The following is a 21,922-nucleotide window of genomic DNA, read 5'->3' on the forward strand; positions in this document are numbered from 1 at the left end:
GGGCCGCGACTGTTACCAACGCGCGGCGAGCACGACCACACATGCTGGGGTGGGGCCAAATCAAAGCATCACAGTGGGGCCAAATGGGGTTGACACACTCAACCGTCGGCTATGCGCTGTCCGTCGAGGTCAAAGAGAAGATCGACGAGGTCGATCAGGCGGTGAATGAGCTGTATGCATTCGTCGAAGACCTCATCGAGGAGCGACGCGCCGAACCTGGTCAGGACGTCGTGTCGCGCTTGGTCCATTTCAGCGAGTCGGGAGACAAGCTGGATGCCGAAGAGCTGCGCAATGCACTCGTCCTTATGCTCTTCGGCGGCATGGACACCACCCGCAATCAGCTCGGCCTGGCAATCCAGACGTTCATCCGGAACCCCGAACAGTGGGAGATTCTGGCGCAGCGGCCTGAATTGGCCAAAACTGCGCTCGAAGAAGTGCTGCGTGTGAATCCGACGACTCGGTGGGTGACACGGGAGGTCATCGAGGACTTCGACTTCCAGGGAGTGCATTTCGAAGCCGGCACCACCGTCCATCTGTTCACCCACAGTTCGGGAACCGATGAACGTGCCTACCCTGATCCCGATATCGACATCACGGCTGAAGAGCGGAAGCCCCACTTCACATTCGGCGGTGGGATCCATCACTGCCTGGGCCACTACATTGCGAGGGCCGATATGAGCCAGGCGCTGCCGCTCCTAGCCGCCAAGATCACCAATCTGGCCTGTCCCGGAGGCGACACCTGGCTCCCCGACTCGGGCAACACAGGGCCGATCACCCTGCCGCTGACGTTCGACGTCCGCAGCTGAGCACTGCCGCACCTGCAGCCCACTCGAGAACCACACCTCAGATACCCACCGCACACAACTTCGGCACCCGCCGAACTCAGAACCCGGCATCGTCGCCGGTCCGCGAGAAGAGGAAGCTATGACCATCACAACCCCGCCCACCACTGAAGATCCGTGCGTGCAGGAGATCCTGCGTCGCAATGATTCGGCTGAAACGAACCTCGCAGATGCCTTCAAAACTTCGATTCAGGACGATCTCCTCGACAACGGTGCCTTGGGTTCAAGGAGTCGTCGCAACACCTCCAGTGAGGAGGATGTTGCCATGGCCCGTCCCGGACCCCGTTCCCTGCCCAGAACAGTCGAGGCCCAATTCTGGGACCTGATCAGGACAGGATTGACCGTCGAAGAGGCCGCCGAGGTATTGGGCGTGTCGGTATCGATCCTTCGGCGGTGGTTTCGCCATCGTGGAGGTGTGAAACCACCAATCGGTTATGGTCACCCAACCCGGTTCCTGACCATCGATGACCGTGAAGACATCGCGGTTTATCGGGGTCAGGGGCTGGGCGTCAGAGCAATCGCTGAGCGTTTGAATCGAAGCCCGTCAACGATCAGTCGCGAACTGCGCCGCGCCGCACGCGCCCCGGAACACGTCAGACCCTCCCGACCGGCCTATCGGCCCAGGATCGCCCAGGAAGACGCTGATGCGAAACGCCATCGGCACCGGGACCGGAAGCTGACTACCAATCTTGCCCTGCGCCGTGAGGTGCAGGCACGATTGGCACTGAACCACAGTCCCGAGCAGATCGCGTCACGACTGCGCGTGGACTACCCCGATGATCCGGAGATGTGGGTGTCGCACGAAACGATCTACCAGTCCCTGTACGTCCAAGGCCGAGGCGGACTCAAGCGCGAACTGGTCAAGCATCTGCGTACGGGCCGCAGCCTGCGTAAACCGCGCAGAACCAGTCAGGAGCGGCGGGGACGGATCCCGAACATGGTCAACATCGCCGACCGGCCCAAGGCGGTCGAGGACCGGGCCGTGCCGGGCGACTGGGAAGGCGACCTTATCCTGGGGACAGTCGAATCGGGATCAGCGATCGGGACTCTGGTCGAGCGTGCCACGGGGTTTTCGATGTTGCTGCATCTGCCTGAGTCACACACAGCCAACGCAGTGGCCGAGGCGATGATCGCGAAGATGGCGCAGCTGCCGGCCGAGTTGAAGCGCTCACTGACCTGGGATCAGGGCAGTGAAATGTCTGAACATGTACGCATCGCTGAGGCCACGGGTTTTGATATCTACTTCTGTGACCCGCATGCGCCTTGGCAGCGGGGAACGAATGAGAACACCAACGGGCTGTATCGGCAGTACTTCCCGAAGAGCACTGACCTCAGCCAGTGGGGGTCGGGTTACCTCGATATGGTCGCTGCTGAGCTCAACGCCCGACCCCGGAAACGGCTGGGCTGGAAGACACCGGCCGAGGCCCTGGCTAAGCTATTGAACGAACACGACGATTCGACAGGTGTTGCAACGATAGCTTGAATCCGCCTGCCCTCGAACGTCATCATTCGGCCAATATGGACAATGACACCGTCGAGGAGATCAAAGAGAAGATCGAGCGCTCCGGCGTCGAATACCTCTACTACATGGTCCCCACGCTGCGCTCGCGCACCGTTGCGAAGATGGTTCCGGCCAAGCACATCGTGCGCAACCTGGACAAGGGTGTGAACTTCACGCGAAACGCACTCATGGACTTCCAGAACGACGTGTTCGGGAACCCGATCGGCGCCGACATCCGGTCGAAGGAATTCGTCGCGATGCCCGAGCCTGATTCGTTCAACCAGCTGCCCTGGGACAAGTCGATCGGACGGATCTTCTGCTCGACCTACGAACCGGACCACCTCGGCGAGATTGCCGGCCGGCCGAACTTCCACGACTCTCGTGCCCATATGAAGCGCACGCACCAGCTGCTCAAGGATCACTTCGGGCTGACGATGAAGTCCGGAACCGAACCCGAGATGGTGTGGGTCGGCGAATCGATCAAACCGAACACGATCCCCGGCTACAATCCCGCCTACCAGGTCGAATACCTCGAAGGTATGCGTCCCATCTACAAGCGCGTCCACGAATACGCGAATGCACTCGGCTTCGACATGATCGAAGGTGACTACGAGGACAAGGGCCAGATCGAACTCAACTGGAACTTCGACGAGATCGAGAGGACCGCGGACCGGCTGGTCACCTATCGACAGATCTGCTCGCAGGTCGCCCGCGAGTTCGATGTCGAAGCCTCATTCATGCCCAAACCCTTCATCGGTGAGATGGGCGCCGGATGCCACCACAACATCTCCCTGTGGGACGAGTCCGGCCGTAACACCTTCGCAGATGCGGGAGTCAAGGACCTCCACCTCTCGCAGGTCGGCCGCTGGGTCGTCGGCGGCATCATCAAGAATGCCCCGGCAATGATGCTCATCTTCGCCTCAACGGTGAACTCGTATAAGCGCTTCTGGGACCCGGGCCAGTTCGCGCCGGCAACAGCCGACTGGGGTCTCGACGACCGTGCTTCGATGATTCGGATCTCCTCGAACGGACGCGCCGAGGTGCGGGTTCCCGACGCCTCCGTCAACCCCTATCTCTCCCACTCGCTGCTGGCCGCTGCCGCAGCCGATGGGATCGGCAACCAGATCGAGCCGCCGGAAGCTGGTGCAAAGGGAGTCGACCTGCCGCGCACGCTCGGCGACGCTGTCGAAGCATTCCGCGGCAACGAGTTCATCCGCACCGCCTTGCCTCCACAGCTCGCAGAGACCTATCTCGAGATGAAGGAGAACGAGTGGGCACAGTACTGCGGCGCACTCACGCAGTGGGAGTTCGACCAGTACTGGCAGGCAATCCCGTGAGCGCGGCGGAGAGGAGAGAGCGGACCATGAATACTGGCCCGTCGGAATCCGTTGGGGCGAACAGCGGAATTCTCCGCTTGGCGTGCATCGATTCGGCTGCCGCACCGCTGTTCGACAAATCGACCGACGGCGGAGTGACTCGCACTGGCTACGAGCCCGAAGCAGCGGCACTGGTCGCTGATTCTCTCGGGCTCAGGCTCGAGTGGCACGTGGTCGCGTGGGACGACATGATTCCGTCGGTCCAGCGTGGTGACGCCGATGGTGTGTGGTGCGGGCAGGGGATCATCCCGTCCCGTGTGGCACAGCTCGACTTCACTCGCCCATACGCCGTGTTCAACGAATCCGTGTTGGTGCGGGCAGGTGATCCGGCCCGCAGTCCGGAGGACCTGCGAGGCTACAAGGTGGCGGCCATCGAGGGAAGTGCGAACATGGCCCTGGCTGAGACATTCCCCGGAGCCGAACTCGTTCCGTTCGGGCCCACCGATGATGTCTTCGGCGACATGATCCAAGCTGTCAGGGACCGCACCGTCGACGCAATGGTCGACGACGATGTGGTCACCGTTCCCCTCGGCGACGAGCCGGAATTCGACCTGGCCTTCACAGCTCAGACCCGCAACCCCTGGGGCGTCGGCGTCTCCAAGGGCCGACCGGAGCTGCTCGAACGACTCGACGAAGGGATCCGAAAGGTCATCGAGGACGGTTCGCTCGAACGTGTGTGGTCGGCATGGATGCCTCACCTTCCATTCCCCGCCGAGACTCTCGAAGCCGGACAGGTGACGACGTCTTCTGCCGATGATGTTGAAAGAACTCCGGCATGAACGAGAGGCCGTTGATCGGTGTTCCCGCAATGTCCTCGGCACAGGTGAAGGGTCTTCGCTATTCCGGCAGCGTCGTGGCCGATGCCGTGCTCCGTGCCATCGCGGTGTCTGGAGGAGAGCCGGTCGTCATCCCTCCGTCTCTGGACGGCGGACTGCTGGCACATGTCGACGGGATCGTGCTTCCCGGCGGCTCGGATATCGATCCGAGACGCTACGGGCAAATACCCGATGAGACGTATGCCGGCACCGATTTCGAGGGCCAGGACAACGCTGATGCGCGAGCCATCACGGCGGCTGAAGAGCAGGGCATTCCCACCTTGCTCATCTGCCGGGGACTGCAGCTGTGGAATGTCGAGCGCGGCGGCAGCCTGTACCAGCATTGGCCCGAATCCGAGGTCGAGCACGTCGGAACCGTCCATTCGGTTGAGGTAGCAGCGAACTCGCGACTGTCGGAGGCGCTTGGTCTCTCCGGTACGGCATACACCTCCAGTTACCACCACCAGGCCATCGACCGCCTCGGCGAGGGTCTGCAGGTTACTGCCCGCGCCGCCGACGGGTGCATCGAAGCCGTCGAAGACCCGAACCATGCGATCGTCGCGGTGCAATGGCATCCAGAGGATCGTGCGGAAACCGAAGCCGTCGACAGCGCTCTCTTCGCCTGGGTGGTCGCTCAGGCGACAGAACGCATGCGCGGCCGCCTCGGCGCCGTTGTGTGAACCGTCATCGAGGCTGGAACGCGGTGCATTTCGTCAATGGTCGAATCGATTGTCAAGGAGTGAAGTGAATCGGAATGTGCTGACGCACGACGACGTCATGCGGACGAGTCCCGCTGATTCGGCGGATGTCGAGATCGTGGTGGTCGTGCAGCTGAATATGCCTGGACAGACCGACGACTCGGTCGCTCTGCAGCGGGATCTGACTGTCACGGCCGTCGACGATCTGCATCGCCTCGGCGCGAGAGTGAGAATCCACGACGTCGGAGCCGACAGCGCACCCGATGAGGAAGCCATTGCGCGAGCCGACGGCATCCTCGTGCTCGGCGGGGGCGACGTCGACTCGCGGCTTTACGGGAACACCGGCCCGGTGCCGAACGAATACGGCAAAGATCGACGAGCCGATGATCGGGAGATCGCGGTCATCCAGTCGGCGATAGCTGACGATGCGACGCTCCTCGCGCTCTGTCGAGGATCACAGCTGCTCAACGTCGCCTGCGGCGGCTCGCTCATTCCGGACCTAGACCCTTTCGACCTGCACAAGGGCGCTCCCGGGCATCCTCTGTTCATCGACGAGACCGTGACCCTGACGCCCGGTTCCATCGTCCACGACCTCTACGGAGGCGCCGAACTCACGGTGCGCAACGGCCATCACCAGGCAGTCGACCGCGTGGGGGAGGGACTGCGGGTGGCCGCACGAGCCGCTGACGGTGTCGTCGAAGCCACCGAACGGATCGAGAACTCCTGGATCCTCGGCGTGCAGTGGCACCCAGAGGAACAAGGCGCCGATGAGCAGGACCGTCAGATCCTCTTCAGCGCTTTCCTTGAGCAGGCCAGGGCACGGAAAGCAGCCGCGCTCACGGCCTGAGCAGGCGGGCCGCGGCGTCGGCATTCCACCGCATCGGAGTGAATCGACTCTGTCCAGCCGACGTCAACCGGGATAGACGGGTTCCCTAGTCTGTAGGGACAGGAGCGGTTAATGATGAACGCTCAGGTTCGCCTCAAACAGACGTGGAGGCGGCTCCCACGGCGGGGCGGACCGTCACCCAGCGGCGCACCGCAAGCACGAGCGCGGCAATGAGACCGACGATGAGCAGCCCGTCGGCGGCGATGTAGAACAGATGCATGGCCGATCCGCCGTCGTCAACACCGGCGAGCACAGCGTCGGTGCGCTTGTTGAGCAGCGGCCTGATGACGAGGACCTTGATGATGAGCACGGCGATGAGCCCGCTGGCCAGACCTCGGTAGACACGGTCGACGCCCGACTTGAGCATCGACCACAGCAGGACCACCGCAATCGCCAGCTCGACCCAGTTCATCACGCCGAACACCAGGCGCCCGATGCCCAGTCCCAGCGGGATGGTGATGCCTGGGGCGGTGAATTTCAGCGGGGCTTCGATGAGCGAGATGCCGATGATGAGCCCGAGCCACACCGCCGGCAGAAGGACGCGTGCTCCCGCCGCCAGCCGGGTGTCCTGAGTGCTGAAGAAATTGGCCATGAACCGCATTCTACTCCCGGTAGAAAAAGGTGCTCGTGGGGGAGTGGGGACGGCCCTTAGACTGGTGCCCATGCGTCTGTTCTCCAACGCCGTTGTGCGCACCTTCGCGCCCGCTGATCATCCCGACAGTGCCGGAACCACCGACCGTGCCGATCGGCGCGACGGTGGCGGTGTCCCAACCATCGACACCCCTGTCGCGGACAACCCCACAGCCCAGGGCGCCGCGCCCGATGCGATCCTCGTCGACGGGGAGACCATCGTGGCCGTCGGCACTCGGGCCGAACTGCTCGACATCGCTGCCGCGGAGTCATCGACGACGGCGGCGCTCGCCTCGGCGGGTGGGGTGGGTGCGACCACGGTCATCCCCGGCCTCGAGATCGATGAGATCGACTGCAACGGCCAAGTCATCCTCCCCGGATTCGTCGACGGACACATCCACTCGATCATATACGCCGATTCGCTGACCGACCTCGATCTGTCCCAGACGAAATCCCTCGCCGAGGCGGTCACCGCCATCCGCGAACGAGCAGATTCCCTCCCCGTGGGCACTTGGGTTGTCGGCTCCGGCTGGGACCTCAACAAATGGGACGACCCGTCCTACCCGGACCGGACGCTCCTCGACGCCGAGGTGCCCGACCATCCCGTGGCCATGTGGTCCCTCGACCTGCACACCCTGTGGGCCAATGCCCACGCCCTCGAGATCGCCGGCATCGACGCCGAGACCCCCGATCCCTCGGGTGGCAGCTTCGTCCGCAACGATGACGGGCAGCTCACCGGGCTCGTGCGAGAAGACGCCACGGACCTCGTCGCCCGCTTCATCCCCGAACCCAGCCGTGAGGAGCAGGTCGAACGCCTCGCCGTCACGCAGAAGCTGTTCCTGTCCCAGGGGCTGACCGGCATCCACGACTTCGACGGCATCGCCTCGACGCTGGGATGGAACGACCTGCGCGAAGCCGACCGGCAGGACATGCGGGTCACGCTCTTCCTGCGCGGACCCGAAGTGCCGTGGGCAATCGAAACCGGCTGGCACACCGGCGACGGAGACGACTGGCTGCAGAGAGGCGGGCTCAAACTCTTCTCCGACGGCGCGCTCGGCTCGCACACCTCGCACATGTCCTCACCGTTTCCCGAAACCGACGGTGAGGCGGAGAACTTCGGCATCGCACAGATGACCGAGGACGAACTCTTCGACCAGGCCCGCATCGCCACCGAGGCGGGGATCTCCGTGGCCATCCACGCCATCGGCGACCAAGCCAACCACCACGTGCTCGAAGTCTTCGACCGCCTGCGCGAGATCACAGCGGCCGCCGAGGAACGCTTCGACCGTCCTTTTCGTCACCGCGTCGAACATGCTCAGTTCATCCAGCCGGGCGACGTCGCCCGCTTCGCCGAACTCGGAGTGCTCGCCTCGATGCAGCCCCGGCACTGCATCTCCGATCTGCACTTACTCCACCTCATCGACGAATCCGCGCAGCTGGCCGCCTACGCCTGGCCGGACCTGCTCGCCGCGGGTGCCCACGTGGTCTTCGGCTCCGACGGGCCTGTCGAACCTGCCAATCCGTTCGCCGCGATCTACGCGGCGATGACCAGGGCGAACATCTCTGGGGACGCAGCGACAAGCTTCCAACCGCACCGTCGGCTGAGCGCCGTCGAGGCCATCCGCCTGCACACTCAGGGGCCCGCGTTCGCCGCCGGTTTGGAGGATCGCCGCGGGTATCTGGCGCCGGGCATGGACGCCGACTTCATCGTCGTCGACACGGATCCCTGCGTCGCCGACGGACTCAACGCCGAGAGGCCGAGGACGGAAGAGCTCAACGCAGACGGCCTGCTCGGTTACGATTCCGAGGAAGCCCTCTTCGCCCACGCCGAGGCGATCCGTGACACCCGTGTCGCGCTCACCGTCGTCGGCGGAGAGATCAAATACGAAGCCTGACTGGCAGCTCTCCGACCGCCGGCCCGCACCATCACCCGAAGCCCGCACCATCACCCGCGACAGCAACCGTCACCCCCTCCGCCACCCCGCCGACAAGGAAGTCCCCACATGCCCCGCTCGTTCCTCGCCCAGGCCCGCAAGGTCGACGAGGCGACTCCTGACTCCCGCAGTCGCGAGGTCGACTTCCTCCGCGCCGCGGCGATCACCGTCGTCGTGCTCGGCCATTGGACGATCATTGCCGTCAGCGCCACCGGCGGCATCAACCCGCACGGACTTCTCGATCAAGCCCGATGGGCGCACCCGCTGACCTGGGTGTTCCAGGTGATGCCGATCTTCTTCCTCGTCGGCGGATACTCCAACGCCCTGTCGTGGCGCTCGGCGAGGCGCCGGAACACCGGGTATGGCGAATGGCTGCGAGCCCGACTGCGCCGACTCGGTCTGCCGCTCATCCCACTGCTGCTGACCTGGTTGGCCACCTGCGTCATCGCATTGGCCGCTGGTGCCGAGCCGGCCGCCGTGCAGCTGGCTTCCCAGATGGCACTGGTGCCGACCTGGTTCCTCGCCGCCTATCTGCTCGTCGTCATCGTCGCCCCGCCGTGTCTGATCCTGTGGGAGAAGTGGGGCTGGTGGTCGATCATCGTCGGCATCGGCCTGGCCGGAATCATCGACATCATCAGCATCGCCGCCGACAGCAAGCTCGCCGGCTACCCGAACTATCTGCTCGTCTGGGCGAGCTTCCACCAGTTCGGCTACGCCTGGCTCGACGGGCGACTCTCCAGCATCAAACGCTGCCTGCTGCTCTTCGTCATCGGCGCCGTCGGCCTCGGGCTCCTCGTCGGGCTCGGCCCGTACCCGGTGTCGATGATCACCGCCGGCACCGACGCGATCTCGAATTCGGCCCCGACCCGCGTGACCATGGCCTTCCTCGGCATGGCGCAGGCCGGAATCGTCCTCATGCTCCAGCGCCCACTGGCGAAACTCCTGCGCAGCCCGGGCTTGTGGTTCCTCACCGTCATGGTCAACCAGCGCATCATGACCTGGTTCCTCTGGCACCTGACCGCGCTGACAGCCCTGGCCAACATCCTCATCGCCCTCGACGCACGCGCCCTGCTGCCCACCCCGCTGACCGGCATCTGGTGGGCCACCCGACCGCTGTGGGCAATCGCTCTGCTGGCCATCACCGGAGTGCTCGTGGCGATCTTCGGCCGCTTCGAAACACCGGCACCCGACGATCGGCCTGCGCCGCCGGTGTGGAAGCCGATCGCCGCCTCGGCGGCCATCTGCGCGGGCCTGGCGATCATGGCCGACACCGGCATGGTCAACGACAACGGCGTCACCTGGATCTGGCCGCTGCTGCCGCTTGTCGGCATGCTCGCGTTCGGAGTCGTCCGCCTGCCCGGCAGACGAACCGCACAGGCCTGACCCTCGCCGAGGCGGCCCCGTCGGCGAGGTTCTGCCTGGTCAGAGGGCAGACATCGGTCAGATGTGGCGGCCGCCGGAGATCTCGGTGACGGTGCCGGTGAGGTAGCTCGACAGCCCGGAGGCGAGGAAGAGCACGACCGAGGCGACCTCCTCGGGTTCGCCGGCGCGACCGAGCGGAATGTCGGCGAGCTTCGAATCGATCGCGTGCTGAGGCATGGCCGCGGTCATCGCTGTGTTGATGAAGCCGGGCTGGATCGCGTTGATGCGGATGTTCTTGAACGCGACCTCCTTCGACACGGCTTTCGTCATGCCGACGATGCCGGCCTTCGCCGCAGAATAGTTCGACTGTCCAGGGTTGCCGACCTTGCCGCTGATCGAGGACACGTTGATGATCGAGCCGCCGCGGTCCTGTTCGCGCATGAGCGCGGTGGCGACCTTGAGCCCGTTCCACGTGCCGCGCAGGTGCACGGAGATGACGTCGTCGAACTGCTGCTCGCTCATCTTCCGGATTGTCGCATCGCGGGTGATGCCGGCGTTGTTGACCCAGATGTCGACACCGCCGAACGCGGTCGTGGCCTCTTCGGCGAGCTTCTCGACGGCTTTGAGGTCGGAGACGTTGCACACGACACCGGCGGCAACGCCCCCGCCGCCGAGCTCGGCCACGGCCTGCTGCAGGCTCTCCTCATTCATATCGGCGATCACGACCTTGGCCCCGGAATCGACGAGGCTGCGCGCCATCGACAGTCCGAGTCCCTGCCCGCCGCCGGTGACGACGGCGACCTTGCCGGTGAGCAGCCCGGGAATGGCGGTGACTCCGCCGGTCTCGGTGACGGTGATGCCGGAGTCGGCCGGGGTGGAATTCGATGCGGTGGTGTCTGTCATGGTGGTTCCTTTCGTTCGTGTGCGGTGCGATCCTCGCCGAGGTGGCCCACCGTAGTCATTGTTCGTGAAGGTGCAGTGAAGGTCAGTGCAGTGAAGACGCGGGTCAGAGGTTGAATTGGGGCTTGTGCGCGCCCTTGAGCAGCTGCTTGGCGACGACGACGCGCTGGACCTCGGAGGTGCCTTCGTAGATGCGGAACAGGCGGGCGTGACGGTAGAAGCGTTCGACCGCGGACTCGCGCATATAGCCCATTCCGCCCTGGATCTGCACGCCCTTGTCGGCGATGCGGGCGAGTGCTTCGGAGGCGAAGAGCTTCGCCGAGGAGGGGCCGAGCTTGCGGTCGGTCTCGGCGTCCCAGCGCTGTGCGGCCGAGAGGACGAGCGCCTTGGCGGCGGCCACCTCGGTGTAGATGTCGGCGAGCATCGCTTGGACGAGCTGGAACCGGGCGATCGGCTCCCCGCCCTGTTTCGCCTCGGCGGCGAAGCGCACGGATTCGTCGAGGATGCGGATGGACTGGCCGACACAGATGGCGGCGATGTGCAGGCGGCCCTTGTTGAGCGAGGCCATCGCCGCGTAGAAGCCCTTCTCCTCCTCACCACCGATGAGGTTGGCGGCGGGCACGCGGACGTCGTCGAAGAAGATCTCCGAGGTCCAGGCTCCGGCCTGACCCATCTTGTGATCGTGGGGTCCGACGGTCACGCCTGCGGACTTCGTGGGCACGAGGAAGACGGAGATGCCCTTCGAGCCGGTGGCGTTGGGGTCGGTGCGGGCGAAGACCATGAGCACATCGGAGGTCTCGGCGTTGGTGATGAACCGTTTGGAGCCGTTGATGATGTAGTCATCACCGTCGCGCACGGCCTTCGTCCGCAGACCCGAGGGATCGGAGCCTGCCTCGGACTCGGTGAGAGCGAAGGACGCGACGACGTCTCCGGAGGCCAGGCGGGGCAGCCACTCGGACTTCTGCTCATCGGTGCCGTAGTTGACGAGCACCTGCCCGGCGATGCCGTTGTTCGTGCCGAACAGGGACCGGAACGACGGTGTCGTATAGCCGAGTTCCATGGCCAGCAGGGCGTCCTGTTCGGCGTTGAGGCCGAGGCCGCCGTACTCCTCGGGCAGAGCCCAGCCGAAGAGGCCCATCTCGGCGGACTCTTTGATGATCGATTCGGGGAAAGCATCCTCGTCTTCGACCTGGGTCTCAAGCGGGACGACCTTCTCGCGGATGAATTCGCGGACAGCAGAGAGGATGTCGTCAAGTTCAGTGTTGTCCATCGGTATATCTCCTTCGGTGGGGTGGACGGTAAGTGGTGGTTCAGAGGCTGTCGAGCCAGGCGCGGACCTTTTCGGAATCAGCGCCGAGCTCGGGAGGCGCGAGATCGTAGGAGACCTGCGACTTCGACAGAGTGATCGGGTTGCGCACGGTCGGGATGACGCGCTGCCCGCTGCCGGTGTCCACGACCGGTTCAAGGCCGAGGCTCTTGGCGTGTTCGACGCCCTCGGCGATCGTATTGATCGGGGCACAGGGCAGGCCTGCGGCCGAGAGCTTGTCGAACCATTCCTGCGCGGTATGAGCTTGGAGGGCCTCGAGCAGTTCGGGTTCGAGGACGTCCCGGTTGGCATTGCGGTTCTTCGCTGCGGCGAAGCGCTCGTCGTCACACCAATCGGGACGTCCGACCACCTCGGCGAGGATCCGGAACTGGCCGTCATTGGCGGCGGCGACGATGATCTCACCGGACTTCGTGGGCATCGGCTGATACGGGTAGAGGCTCGGGTGGGCGTTGCCCATCCTGGTCGGATTCACGCCTGCGGCGGCGTAGGCGCCGGTCTGGTTGGCCAGGCCGGACATCGCCGAGGACATGAGGTTGGTCTCGACGAGCTGCCCCTCGCCGGTGAGCGTCCGGTGCTGGATTGCGGCGAGGATGCCGATCGTCGTGTGCAGGCCGGTGATGACGTCGAAGACGGCGACTCCGGCACGGTACGGCGAACCGTCCGGGCTGCCGGTGACCGACATGAAACCGGACAGGGCCTGCATGAGGAGGTCGTATCCGGGCAGAGGATTCTCTGGTCCGAAACCGGTCACCGAGGCATAGACGACTGCGGGGTTGCCTGCTGAGACGCTGGCGTAGTCGAGGCCGAATTTCCTCAGCCCACCCGGTTTGAAGTTCTCGACGATGATGTCGGCGCGGGCCGCGAGCTTCTGCGCGGTGGCGAGGTCGCCGGGGTCCGTGAAGTCGAGGACGATGTCGTACTTGTTGCGGTTGATCGACAGGTAGTAGGTGGCGTCGTCGTCGCGCACCGGTGGCGCCCAATGTCGGGTGTCATCGCCCTTGGGGCCTTCGACCTTGATGACCGTGGCGCCGAGGTCGGCGAGCATCATCGTCGAGTACGGCCCGGCGAGGACGCGCGAGAAGTCGACGACGATCTGGCCGGACAGCGGTCCTGAGCCCGCGCGGGGGAGGAACTCGGCGAGGCGGTCGTGGGCAGGGGACCGGTGGTCGTCCTCAGGGGTGGTCGACTGCTTCATCGGCGAATGTCTTCCTCACTGTCGTGGCGTGGTGGCGTCGTCGGGTGCGGGCGGATTTTGTCGTGCTCGGGCCCGCTCGAGCACGTGCGGCGGGCGCGTGGTCCGTCCCACTATATAACAAAAGAAGCAATAATGTACATGCATTATTATCAGAAGAGATATTGGCCGAGTAGGCAGCCCGCTGGGCGGCCGAGCGGCCAGCCGTGAACCGGTCGGTAATCAGTCGGGAGACGAAAGCAGGGCAGTCGATGGAGATTCAGCAGGTCAAGGCGTTCCTCGCCGTCGCCGAGGAGCTGCACTTCGGTCGCGCGGCCGAGCGGCTCGGAATGCTGCAGCCGCCGCTCAGCCGCACGATCCGCACACTCGAGGACCACCTCGGCGTCGATCTCTTCCGCCGCACGACCCGCAATGTGGCGCTGACCGCGGCAGGGGAGGCCCTGCTGGAGCCGGCCCGCAAGATGGTCGAGTACCGAACCTTGGCCGCCGAGGCGGTGCGCCGGGCAGCCGACGGAGAAACTGGACACGTCCAACTCGGCTTTGCCCGCTCCTCGTCGCGCGGATTGGCGGCTGCACTCGTCGCGGCGTCGACCACACAGGCACCGGGGATCAGCTTCGGGCTCGAATCGGACGTCTATGCCGAGGAGGGGATCACCCGGCTCCTCGACGGCTCACTCGACCTCGCGCTCCTGCGGTGGTGGCAGCAGCCGCCGGGGATCACGGGGCGGCCGGTGATGGTCGAGCGGCTCTCGGCCGCTCTGCCCGTCGGGCACCGATTGGCGGGACGTGCCTCAGTGCGGGTGGATGAGCTCGCCGACGAGGACTTCATCGCCCTGCCCGAACACCCTTCGTCGACGCTGCGAGAGACAACGCTGCGCCTGTGCCACGAGGCGGGATTCGCACCCAGGCTGGTCCAGAACGCGCCGGATTCGCAGACGATCGGAGCCCTGATTGCGGCCGGTGTCGGCATCTCGATCACCTTCGACTCGGTGTCCGCTGCCACGCGGGAGACCGGCACCGTGGCCGTGCCATTGGACATTCCCGACGAGCCGACGAAGCTCTACCTCGCCCATCGCACCGACCATGGGAAGGCCTCGCTGGAGGCAGTGCTCACCCTCGCCGAGGCGGTCCTGCCGACCGTGGAATGAGTTCAAACCCAGCCAGGTTCACAGCGTCGCGTTCCATGCGTCGAGGCGGTGGCGGAGATCCTCGGCGGTGATGTCGGTCCGGCCGATTCCGTGATAGTTCGGCAACCAGGTCTCGACGCGGTCGTGGGCGCGGGCCGCGGCCTGGACGTCCCAAGCACTGATGTCGGAGATCCGGCGCCCCAGCAGCCGCTCGTATTCGGCGAGGAAGATGCCGGCCGCCTCGGGGAAGCCGAGCAGGACGAGATCCTGGCGGCACCACGCGAGGTCGACCCCGCGAGGACCGCAGCTCGCACCCGACCAGTCGACGATCCCGGTGAGGCACCCCCGGGCCCAGAGAGCATTGCCCGTCCAGAAGTCCGTGTGCGTGAGGACCGGATCGTCCATATCGAGACTCGACCACTCCCGTTGTGTGCGAACGGCGATCGCCGATTCCCCCGGCGGCGGGGTCTGTGGAGTTGCCGGCAGACCGGTGCCGTCAAGTGCGTGGATGCGGACCAGTGCGGCGGCCATGTCATGAGCGATCGTGTCCGGCGGTGTTTCGGGATCCGGTGTCGAACCGCTGACCTTCGTAGTGATGATGAGCGGCTCGCGAGGGTCAGCGCTGGCGGCGATGAGTTGGGGAACCATCGGGAGCAGAGGCAGGAGTCGATCGAGGACCGCAGTTTCCCTCGCCACGGCATCATCCCCGGCGGGAAAGGCTCGGACAATCACCCCGGAGTCACTGTCGGAGGCCAGCAGTGTCAGCGCATGTTGGCCGGCCGTGAACACCTCGGCAAGCTCCAGCTTGCGACCCAGCAGGCGTGAGGCGGCAGCAATGGCTGAGTCCGGGGAGCGTGTCATGCACCCTTCCATCAGTGGGCCGGAGTGGTGTCGGTGGGCTCGGTCAGCAGGCGTTTGAGACCGGCGGCATAGCGCCGGGCCATCATCTTCTGCCCGGCCACCGACATTGGGGCGGCGACCCGGAGCAGCGGATGAGCAGGCACTGAATCGGCACTGATAATCACGCCGAGGCGGCCGTCCGAGCCGATGGACACGAGGAAGGTCTCCTCACCGTTCTCGAGGTGCCCCGGTAAGGTGCGATAGGTGAATCCGGCGCGGTCGACCTCGTCGATGACTTCGGTGACGACGCACGAACCGACGGGCACGAGCAGATCGCGACCGCGCAGCCGCCTCGGCGAGGTCGGCCATCCGGGATTGAGCCCCAGACTGACGACCTGGTCTGCGCTGACTCGGCGAGCAGGGCGGACGACGACGCCGGCGAGATCCTGCAGCGTCCACGAAAAGATCGCATCCCGGGCGAAAGGGAACAAGTCGGCCGGGCCGAGGTCGAGATGGAACTCGAGATGATTCATGACTCCATTCTCGTTGCAGTTCGGTGTCGCAGTTCATTTGTCACCGCATTCTCGCTTCCAGCTGCATGCAGGCGGATCTTGTCATTGTCCCAGGTGATGCCTACGATGAGAACAGATTGCTGAACGAACGCTCGCTTCAATTCTGCGGGTGTGGTCAGCATCGACAGCGCACGTCATCGACCGAACACTGGAGTTCACATATGTCAGACAGCACGTCAGCCGCACAGACTGCAGGTTCCGCAGCACAGACCGCGGGATCAGCCGCCCAATCTGCGGGATCCGCCGCACCGCTCTCCGGCCGCCGTTTCGAAGGCCAGGTCGCCGTCGTCACCGGAGCCAGCCGCGGCATCGGACTCGGCATCGCGCACCGCCTGCAGGCCGAAGGCGCGACCGTCATCATCACCGCTCGCAAACCCGAAGCACTCCAAGAAGCGGTCGCCGAATTCCCCGAGGGCACGGCGATCGGCATCGCCGGAAAGGCCGATGATCCGGCCCACCGTGCCGAGGTGTTCGACACCATTGCACAGAAGTTCGGCCGCCTCGACGTACTTGTGGCCAACGCCGGCATCAACCCCGTCTACGGACCACTGGTCGACATCGAACTCGACGCCGCGCGGAAGATCTTCGACGTCAATGTCCTCGGAACGCTCGCTTGGGTCCAGGATGCTGTCCGCCACGAGGGAGTGAAATTCCGTGAGAACAAGGGGCGCGTGGTGGCGATCTCCTCGGTCGCGGGACAGGTGCCGAGTGAGGGCATCGGCTTCTACGGCATCTCGAAGGCCGCGGTCTCACACCTGACGAAGACGCTCGCCGTGGAGCTCGGCCCCGATATCCGCGTCAACGCCGTCGCCCCGGCCGTGGTCAAGACGAAGTTCGCCACCGCCCTCTACGAGGGCAAGGAGGAGCAGGTCGCCTCGGCGTATCCGGTCAAGCGCCTCGGCACTCCCGAGGACATCGCCGGCGCCGTCGCCTATCTCGCCTCAGCCGACGCCGACTGGATCACCGCGCAGGTGCTCACCGCCGACGGGGGAGTCGTCACCGCCGGCGGCAGCGCCTGAGTCGCGAACGTACCGCGCTGAGTGCGGCCCAAACATGGGTCGCAATCGGACATCCGCGCCGAAACGCAGGTCGCAATCGGACATTCGAGCCCAAATCCAGGTCGCTATCGGATACTTCACGGCGCGAAAAGTATCCGATGGCGACCTGTGTTCTGCCCGTGCTCTGCGAGCGAGGTGAGGCGTGGAGCAGGGGCTTTGCCGAGGGTTTGTCGGGGGTGATTTCATTCACTAGAATCGGAGGCGCAGTGTCGACAGGCACCGTGCAGCGCCGACGGGTGCTACGCGGCTCCCGACAGATACTGCGCACCGCAGACCAGGCTCTGCACACAATTACATACGCCGCTAAGACATGACGTGGGAGAGCTGCCCCGCTGCCGCAACGACCAGTTGCCCGAGCAGTGCGAGCAGCGCCGTAGGTGCAATTCCCTCCCCGGGAAACTCTCAGGCCCAGTACCACCGAATGCAGGCATATCTGAAGGACGCGAGTTCGCCGCACACGTGCGGTGCGACCGCGCATCCGACAGATCGGGGAGGACACTCAGCGATCGCTGCGTCCTCCAATTCGGTGGGCGCGACACCGACCCAAGGACGGCAATTGACCAGTTCACTCGCCCATACGACGCAGGCAACAGGGGACACAGCGCGCCCCTTCTCCGACCGCCACATCGGCCCTCGCGCCGACGACGTGCAGGCCATGCTCGCCGAACTCGGCTACGAATCACTGGCTGAACTCTCGTCCGCCGCCGTCCCGGAATCCATCCAGAACGAAGAGCTCAACCTCCCCGCAGGACGCTCCGAATTCGACGTGCTGAACGATCTGCGCGACCTCGCCTCCCAGAACGTCATGCGCACCCAGCTCATCGGCCAGGGCTACTACGACACGATCACCCCGGCCGTGATCCGCCGCAACCTCGTCGAGAACCCCGCCTGGTACACCGCCTACACCCCGTACCAGCCCGAGATCTCCCAGGGCCGCCTCGAAGCGCTGCTGAACTTCCAGCAGGTCGTCCAGGACCTCACCGGCCTCGACATCGCCAACGCCTCCCTCCTCGATGAGGCCACCGCCGTCGCCGAGGCGGTCCTGCTCATGCGTCGAGCCGTGAAGAAGGGGACAACCGTCGTCCTCGACTCCGAACTCCACCCGCAGACCATCGCCGTCGTCCGGGCACGGGCCAAGGCCATGGACTTCCGCGTCACCGTCGCCGACCTCTCAGAAGGCCTCGTCGGCGAAGACATCTTCGGCATCGTCTGCGCCCAGCCCGGCACCACCGGCGCCATCCGCGACTTCTCCGAAGCCGTCACCGGCGCCCACGACCGCGGCGCACTCGTCACCTTCGACGCCGACCTGCTCGCCCTCACCCTGCTCAAGGACTGCGCCTCCCAGGGTGCGGACATCGCCGTCGGCTCCGCCCAGCGTTTCGGTGTGCCCCTCTTCTTCGGCGGCCCCCACGCCGGGTTCATGGCCGTGAAGTCCGGTCTCCAGCGTCAGCTGCCCGGCCGCCTCGTCGGAGTGTCCAAGGACGCCCAGGGCAAGCCCGGCTACCGCCTGGCCCTGCAGACCCGCGAACAGCACATCCGCCGCCAGAAGGCGACGTCGAACATCTGCACCGCGCAGGCGCTGCTGGCCAACGTCGCCTCGATGTACGCCGTCTACCACGGCCCCATCGGCCTCACCCGCATCGCCTCCCGCGTCCACCGCCTCGCCCACGCCTTCGCGACGGCTGCCGACACCGCCCCCGGCGCCGAGGTGCTCACCTGGCAGTTCTTCGACACCGTGGCACTGCGCGTCGCCGACGCCGAAGCCGCTCGACACGTGGCCGACCGGGCCGGATACAACATCCGCGTCATCGACAACACCACCGTCGGCGTCTCCTTCGGCGAACCCCACACGGTCGCCGATGCCAACGGTCTGCTCGAAGCCCTCGGCATCTACGCCAGGGTCGATGACGCGGACTTCGCGGCCGCCTCGGCGGGGACCTTCGGAGCCAACGCCGTGCCCGAACCCGCATTCGAAGCGAAATTCCACCGCGATACCGAATTCCTCACCCACCCCGTCTTCAGCGCCCACGGCTCCGAGACCGCGATGATGCGCTACCTGCGCACCCTGGCCGACCGGGACCTGGCACTGGACCGGACGATGATCCCGCTGGGCTCGTGCACGATGAAGCTCAACGCAGCCGCCGAGATGGAGCCCATCACCTGGCCGGAATTCGCCTCCATCCACCCCTTCGCCCCGGTCGAGCAGACCCAGGGCTGGCGCACGCTCATCGGTCGCCTCGAGGATTCCCTCGTCGAGGTCACCGGCTACGATCGCGTGTCCCTGCAGCCCAACGCCGGCTCGCAGGGCGAACTGGCCGGACTGCTCGCCATCCGCGGCTACCACGTAGCCAACGGCGATGACGCCCGCACCGTCGTGCTCATCCCGCAGTCGGCCCACGGCACGAACGCCGCCTCCGCAGTCCTCGCCGGTCTCCAGGTCCAGGTCGTGGCCACGGCCGACGACGGCTCCGTGGACATGGACGACCTCGATGCGAAGATCGCCAAGCACGAAGGCAAGATCGCCGGCATCATGATCACCTACCCCTCCACCCACGGCGTCTTCGAGCCGCAGGTGCGCGAGGTGTGCGAGAAGGTCCACGCGGCCGGCGGCCAGGTCTACGTCGACGGTGCGAACCTCAACGCCATGGTCGGACTCGCGAAGCCCGGCGAATTCGGCGGCGACGTCTCCCACCTCAACCTGCACAAGACCTTCTGCATCCCCCACGGAGGCGGCGGCCCCGGCGTCGGACCGGTCGCCGTGCGCGAACACCTCGCCCCTTACCTGCCCGGTGATGCCACCGCGGCCGAGCTCGTCGCCGGTGACCCGGAGGCGAAGGAGCTGCCGATCTCCGGATCGATGTTCGGCTCCGCCGGAGTCCTGCCCATCAGCTTCGCCTATCTCGAGCTCATGGGTGCCGAGGGACTGCGCGAAGCCTCGCGTGCGGCACTGCTGGGCGCGAACTATCTGGCGAAGAAGCTCGGCGACGTGTACCCGATCCTCTACTCGGGAGAGAACGGACTCGTCGGCCACGAGACGATCCTCGACCTGCGCGCGATCACCTCGGCCACAGGTGTCACCGCCGAGGATGTCTGCAAGCGCCTCGTCGACTTCGGCTTCCACGCCCCGACCCTGGCTTTCCCGGTGCCCGGCACCCTCATGGTCGAACCGACCGAGTCCGAGGACAAGGACGAGCTCGACCGCTTCATTGAAGCCATGCGCACCATCCGCGCCGAGATCGACGAGATCGGCAAGGCGTACTCCTACGAGGAGTCGCCGCTGGCTCTCGCACCGCACCCGGCGACCGTCGTGATGGATGACTGGGACGGCAAGTACTCCCGTGAGACTGCGGTGTTCCCCGTTCCCGGCCTGCGCCTGACGAAGTACTTCCCGCCGGTCAGCCGCATCGACGGAGCGTACGGCGACCGCAACCTGGTGTGCTCCTGCCCGCCGCCAGAGGCCTTCGAAGAGTTCGAGGAAGAGGACAAGTGATGACCGAGAACACCCAGGGCGGTTCCGCCCAGACCCGAGAGACCCCGCTGCACGCCATCCACGCCGAACTCGGTGCCTCATTCACCGACTTCGGCGGCTGGGACATGCCGCTGAAGTACGGTTCGGAACTCGCCGAACACCGTGCCGTGCGTGAGGCCGCGGGCCTCTTCGACCTCTCCCACATGGGCGAGGTGCGCATCAGCGGCACCGATGCCGCGGCTTTCCTCGACTACGCCCTCGTGGCGAAGTACTCGAAGATGAAGATCGGCAAGGCCAAGTACGGTGTCATCGTCAACGAGGCGGGCGGCCTCCTCGATGACCTCATCACCTACCGCATCGGCGAGGAGGAGTTCCTCATCGTCCCCAATGCGTCGAACACGCCCGCCGTGGTCTCAGCGCTGAAGGACCGGGTCCAGACCTTCATCCGCGAGATCGTCCCCGGCGCGGAGGTCCGACTCGTCGACGAATCCGACGTCACCGCGCTCATCGCCGTGCAGGGACCGAACTCGGAGGCGATCATCCTCCGTGCCCTCGACGAGTCCGCACACGGCGAATTCGGGCCCCGCACCGGGGCCGGGGACCACGCGAAGGCCGAGGTCACCGACGATGCCAACGGGGGAGCCACCTCGGCGGGGTCGGACACGATCACCATCGGTGAGGCAGTGCGCGAACTCAAGTACTACGCGTGGATGCCGCTGACGATCGCCGGGATCGACCTCATGCTCGCCCGCACCGGATACACCGGTGAGGACGGATTCGAACTCTACGCCCCGGACATCGGCGCGACCCGTCTGTGGGAGACGCTCGTGACCTCGGGCGCTGACTACGGACTCGTGCCCTGCGGACTCGCCGCACGCGACTCGCTGCGTCTGGAAGCCGGGATGCCGCTCTACGGCAACGAACTCGACCAGGGCACCACCCCATTCGATGCGGGACTGGGCCGGATGATCGGGTTCAAGACCAAGGAGAACTTCTTCGCCCGGGAGGCGCTGGAGAAGCTCGGTCAGACCGAACCGCCGCGCGTGCTCGTGGGGCTGACCTCGGAGGGGCGCCGCGCCGCCCGCTCGGGAGCCGCCGTGTCCGTCGACGGCACCGAGGTCGGCACCGTCACCTCGGGGCAGCCCTCACCGACGCTCGGCCACCCGATCGCCCTGGCGTATGTCGACCGCGACCGCGCCGAGGTGGGAACCGCAGTGACCGTGGACATCCGCGGCAAGGCACACGACTTCACCGTCACGCAGCTGCCGTTCTACACCCGCCCGTCCCACTGAGCTCGGGTTCCTGAGCTCAGTTCTGTGGGCTCAGGGAACTGAGTTCGGGTTCCTGAGTTCGGGTTCCTCAAGTCAGTTCCCTGAGTTCACCCAGGTGATGC

18 protein-coding genes and 1 riboswitch are annotated in these 21,922 nt (G+C 65.5%); of the genes, 12 read left to right on the forward strand and 6 right to left on the reverse strand.

Features of this window, described 5'->3' with window-relative positions; genetic code table 11:
* The first annotated feature begins 83 nt into the window (after nucleotides 1-83).
* The 6 genes from L1F31_RS02415 (at nucleotide 84) to L1F31_RS02440 (ending at nucleotide 6,079) form a co-directional block, all read left to right on the forward strand.
* A complete protein-coding gene (locus L1F31_RS02415) occupies nucleotides 84-806 on the forward strand; it encodes a cytochrome P450 (RefSeq protein WP_265419109.1) in 723 nt (240 codons plus the stop codon).
* 301 nt (nucleotides 807-1,107) lie between these two features.
* Nucleotides 1,108-2,325 carry an IS30 family transposase gene (locus L1F31_RS02420; protein ID WP_265419350.1) on the forward strand — a complete coding sequence of 406 codons (1,218 nt, stop codon included), beginning with the start codon at nucleotides 1,108-1,110 and terminating at the stop codon, nucleotides 2,323-2,325.
* Between the two features lie 35 nt (nucleotides 2,326-2,360).
* A complete protein-coding gene (locus L1F31_RS02425; RefSeq protein ID WP_265419110.1) occupies nucleotides 2,361-3,680 on the forward strand; it encodes a glutamine synthetase family protein in 1,320 nt (439 codons plus the stop codon).
* A 26-nt stretch (nucleotides 3,681-3,706) separates the two neighbouring features.
* Entirely contained in the window at nucleotides 3,707-4,498 is a 792-nt protein-coding gene (locus tag L1F31_RS02430) for a substrate-binding periplasmic protein (RefSeq protein WP_265419111.1), read from the forward strand.
* A complete protein-coding gene (locus L1F31_RS02435; RefSeq protein WP_265419112.1) occupies nucleotides 4,495-5,214 on the forward strand; it encodes a gamma-glutamyl-gamma-aminobutyrate hydrolase family protein in 720 nt (239 codons plus the stop codon). Before L1F31_RS02430 ends, L1F31_RS02435 begins: the two co-directional genes overlap by 4 nt.
* A gap of 64 nt (nucleotides 5,215-5,278) precedes the next feature.
* Nucleotides 5,279-6,079, forward strand: a complete 801-nt coding sequence (locus tag L1F31_RS02440) for a gamma-glutamyl-gamma-aminobutyrate hydrolase family protein (RefSeq protein ID WP_265419113.1) — start codon at nucleotides 5,279-5,281, stop codon at nucleotides 6,077-6,079.
* A gap of 133 nt (nucleotides 6,080-6,212) precedes the next feature.
* On the opposite strand, the gene L1F31_RS02445 is transcribed toward L1F31_RS02440, so the two are convergent.
* Entirely contained in the window at nucleotides 6,213-6,710 is a 498-nt protein-coding gene (locus tag L1F31_RS02445) for a hypothetical protein (protein ID WP_265419114.1), read from the reverse strand.
* Nucleotides 6,711-6,780: 70 nt separating this feature from the next.
* On the opposite strand from L1F31_RS02445, the gene L1F31_RS02450 reads away from it, so the two are divergent.
* Nucleotides 6,781-8,643 carry an amidohydrolase gene (locus L1F31_RS02450; RefSeq protein ID WP_265419115.1) on the forward strand — a complete coding sequence of 621 codons (1,863 nt, stop codon included), beginning with the start codon at nucleotides 6,781-6,783 and terminating at the stop codon, nucleotides 8,641-8,643.
* Between the two features lie 108 nt (nucleotides 8,644-8,751).
* Nucleotides 8,752-10,065 (forward strand): acyltransferase family protein, encoded by a 1,314-nt coding sequence (locus L1F31_RS02455; protein ID WP_265419116.1) that lies wholly within the window; start codon nucleotides 8,752-8,754, stop codon nucleotides 10,063-10,065.
* Nucleotides 10,066-10,122: 57 nt separating this feature from the next.
* Here L1F31_RS02455 and fabG read toward each other — a convergent pair whose 3' ends face one another.
* The 3 genes from fabG to L1F31_RS02470 all read right to left on the reverse strand — a co-directional run bounded on the left by fabG (nucleotide 10,123) and on the right by L1F31_RS02470 (nucleotide 13,466).
* The gene (gene fabG, locus L1F31_RS02460; protein WP_265419117.1) at nucleotides 10,123-10,947 is read right to left on the reverse strand and encodes a 3-oxoacyl-ACP reductase FabG; all 825 of its coding nucleotides are present in this window, start codon (nucleotides 10,945-10,947) and stop codon (nucleotides 10,123-10,125) included.
* Between the two features lie 103 nt (nucleotides 10,948-11,050).
* Entirely contained in the window at nucleotides 11,051-12,214 is a 1,164-nt protein-coding gene (locus tag L1F31_RS02465; RefSeq protein WP_265419118.1) for an acyl-CoA dehydrogenase family protein, read from the reverse strand.
* 40 nt (nucleotides 12,215-12,254) lie between these two features.
* Nucleotides 12,255-13,466, reverse strand: coding sequence for a CaiB/BaiF CoA transferase family protein (locus L1F31_RS02470; RefSeq protein WP_265419119.1), 1,212 nt, complete (start codon nucleotides 13,464-13,466; stop codon nucleotides 12,255-12,257).
* A gap of 248 nt (nucleotides 13,467-13,714) precedes the next feature.
* Between L1F31_RS02470 and L1F31_RS02475 the strand changes: the two genes are divergently transcribed.
* Nucleotides 13,715-14,611 (forward strand): LysR substrate-binding domain-containing protein, encoded by an 897-nt coding sequence (locus L1F31_RS02475; protein WP_265419120.1) that lies wholly within the window; start codon nucleotides 13,715-13,717, stop codon nucleotides 14,609-14,611.
* An 18-nt stretch (nucleotides 14,612-14,629) separates the two neighbouring features.
* Here L1F31_RS02475 and L1F31_RS02480 read toward each other — a convergent pair whose 3' ends face one another.
* Both L1F31_RS02480 and L1F31_RS02485 read right to left on the reverse strand, forming a co-directional pair.
* Nucleotides 14,630-15,451: a phosphotransferase family protein gene (locus tag L1F31_RS02480; RefSeq protein ID WP_265419121.1), complete on the reverse strand. Its 822-nt coding sequence runs from the start codon at nucleotides 15,449-15,451 to the stop codon at nucleotides 14,630-14,632.
* A gap of 11 nt (nucleotides 15,452-15,462) precedes the next feature.
* Complete coding sequence (locus L1F31_RS02485; RefSeq protein ID WP_265419122.1) at nucleotides 15,463-15,963, reverse strand: DUF1990 domain-containing protein; 501 nt, start codon at nucleotides 15,961-15,963, stop codon at nucleotides 15,463-15,465.
* A gap of 200 nt (nucleotides 15,964-16,163) precedes the next feature.
* Here L1F31_RS02485 and L1F31_RS02490 point away from each other — a divergent pair, with 200 nt between their 5' ends.
* The 3 genes from L1F31_RS02490 to L1F31_RS02500 all read left to right on the forward strand — a co-directional run bounded on the left by L1F31_RS02490 (nucleotide 16,164) and on the right by L1F31_RS02500 (nucleotide 21,821).
* A complete protein-coding gene (locus L1F31_RS02490) occupies nucleotides 16,164-17,021 on the forward strand; it encodes an SDR family oxidoreductase (protein ID WP_265419123.1) in 858 nt (285 codons plus the stop codon).
* Nucleotides 17,022-17,366: 345 nt separating this feature from the next.
* Nucleotides 17,367-17,487: riboswitch (glycine riboswitch) on the forward strand.
* A 129-nt stretch (nucleotides 17,488-17,616) separates the two neighbouring features.
* Complete coding sequence (gcvP, locus tag L1F31_RS02495) at nucleotides 17,617-20,550, forward strand: aminomethyl-transferring glycine dehydrogenase (protein ID WP_265419124.1); 2,934 nt, start codon at nucleotides 17,617-17,619, stop codon at nucleotides 20,548-20,550.
* Nucleotides 20,550-21,821 carry a glycine cleavage system aminomethyltransferase GcvT gene (locus tag L1F31_RS02500; RefSeq protein ID WP_265419125.1) on the forward strand — a complete coding sequence of 424 codons (1,272 nt, stop codon included), beginning with the start codon at nucleotides 20,550-20,552 and terminating at the stop codon, nucleotides 21,819-21,821. Before gcvP ends, L1F31_RS02500 begins: the two co-directional genes overlap by 1 nt.
* Nucleotides 21,822-21,922: the final 101 nt, after the last annotated feature.

It is taken from the genome of Brevibacterium spongiae, from assembly GCF_026168515.1.
GTDB lineage: Bacteria > Actinomycetota > Actinomycetes > Actinomycetales > Brevibacteriaceae > Brevibacterium > Brevibacterium spongiae.

What these genes read in the sequence shown, in the direction of transcription:
- L1F31_RS02415 (WP_265419109.1), top strand. Translation starts at nt 84, where the DNA reads ATGGGGTTGACACACTCAACCGTCGGCTATGCGCTGTCCGTCGAGGTC.
- L1F31_RS02420 (WP_265419350.1), top strand. Translation starts at nt 1,108, where the DNA reads ATGGCCCGTCCCGGACCCCGTTCCCTGCCCAGAACAGTCGAGGCCCAA.
- L1F31_RS02425 (WP_265419110.1), top strand. Translation starts at nt 2,361, where the DNA reads ATGGACAATGACACCGTCGAGGAGATCAAAGAGAAGATCGAGCGCTCC.
- L1F31_RS02430 (WP_265419111.1), top strand. Translation starts at nt 3,707, where the DNA reads ATGAATACTGGCCCGTCGGAATCCGTTGGGGCGAACAGCGGAATTCTC.
- L1F31_RS02435 (WP_265419112.1), top strand. Translation starts at nt 4,495, where the DNA reads ATGAACGAGAGGCCGTTGATCGGTGTTCCCGCAATGTCCTCGGCACAG.
- L1F31_RS02445 (WP_265419114.1), bottom strand. Translation starts at nt 6,710, where the DNA reads ATGGCCAATTTCTTCAGCACTCAGGACACCCGGCTGGCGGCGGGAGCA.
- L1F31_RS02450 (WP_265419115.1), top strand. Translation starts at nt 6,781, where the DNA reads ATGCGTCTGTTCTCCAACGCCGTTGTGCGCACCTTCGCGCCCGCTGAT.
- L1F31_RS02455 (WP_265419116.1), top strand. Translation starts at nt 8,752, where the DNA reads ATGCCCCGCTCGTTCCTCGCCCAGGCCCGCAAGGTCGACGAGGCGACT.
- fabG (WP_265419117.1), bottom strand. Translation starts at nt 10,947, where the DNA reads ATGACAGACACCACCGCATCGAATTCCACCCCGGCCGACTCCGGCATC.
- L1F31_RS02465 (WP_265419118.1), bottom strand. Translation starts at nt 12,214, where the DNA reads ATGGACAACACTGAACTTGACGACATCCTCTCTGCTGTCCGCGAATTC.
- L1F31_RS02470 (WP_265419119.1), bottom strand. Translation starts at nt 13,466, where the DNA reads ATGAAGCAGTCGACCACCCCTGAGGACGACCACCGGTCCCCTGCCCAC.
- L1F31_RS02475 (WP_265419120.1), top strand. Translation starts at nt 13,715, where the DNA reads ATGGAGATTCAGCAGGTCAAGGCGTTCCTCGCCGTCGCCGAGGAGCTG.
- L1F31_RS02480 (WP_265419121.1), bottom strand. Translation starts at nt 15,451, where the DNA reads ATGACACGCTCCCCGGACTCAGCCATTGCTGCCGCCTCACGCCTGCTG.
- L1F31_RS02485 (WP_265419122.1), bottom strand. Translation starts at nt 15,963, where the DNA reads ATGAATCATCTCGAGTTCCATCTCGACCTCGGCCCGGCCGACTTGTTC.
- L1F31_RS02490 (WP_265419123.1), top strand. Translation starts at nt 16,164, where the DNA reads ATGTCAGACAGCACGTCAGCCGCACAGACTGCAGGTTCCGCAGCACAG.
- L1F31_RS02500 (WP_265419125.1), top strand. Translation starts at nt 20,550, where the DNA reads ATGACCGAGAACACCCAGGGCGGTTCCGCCCAGACCCGAGAGACCCCG.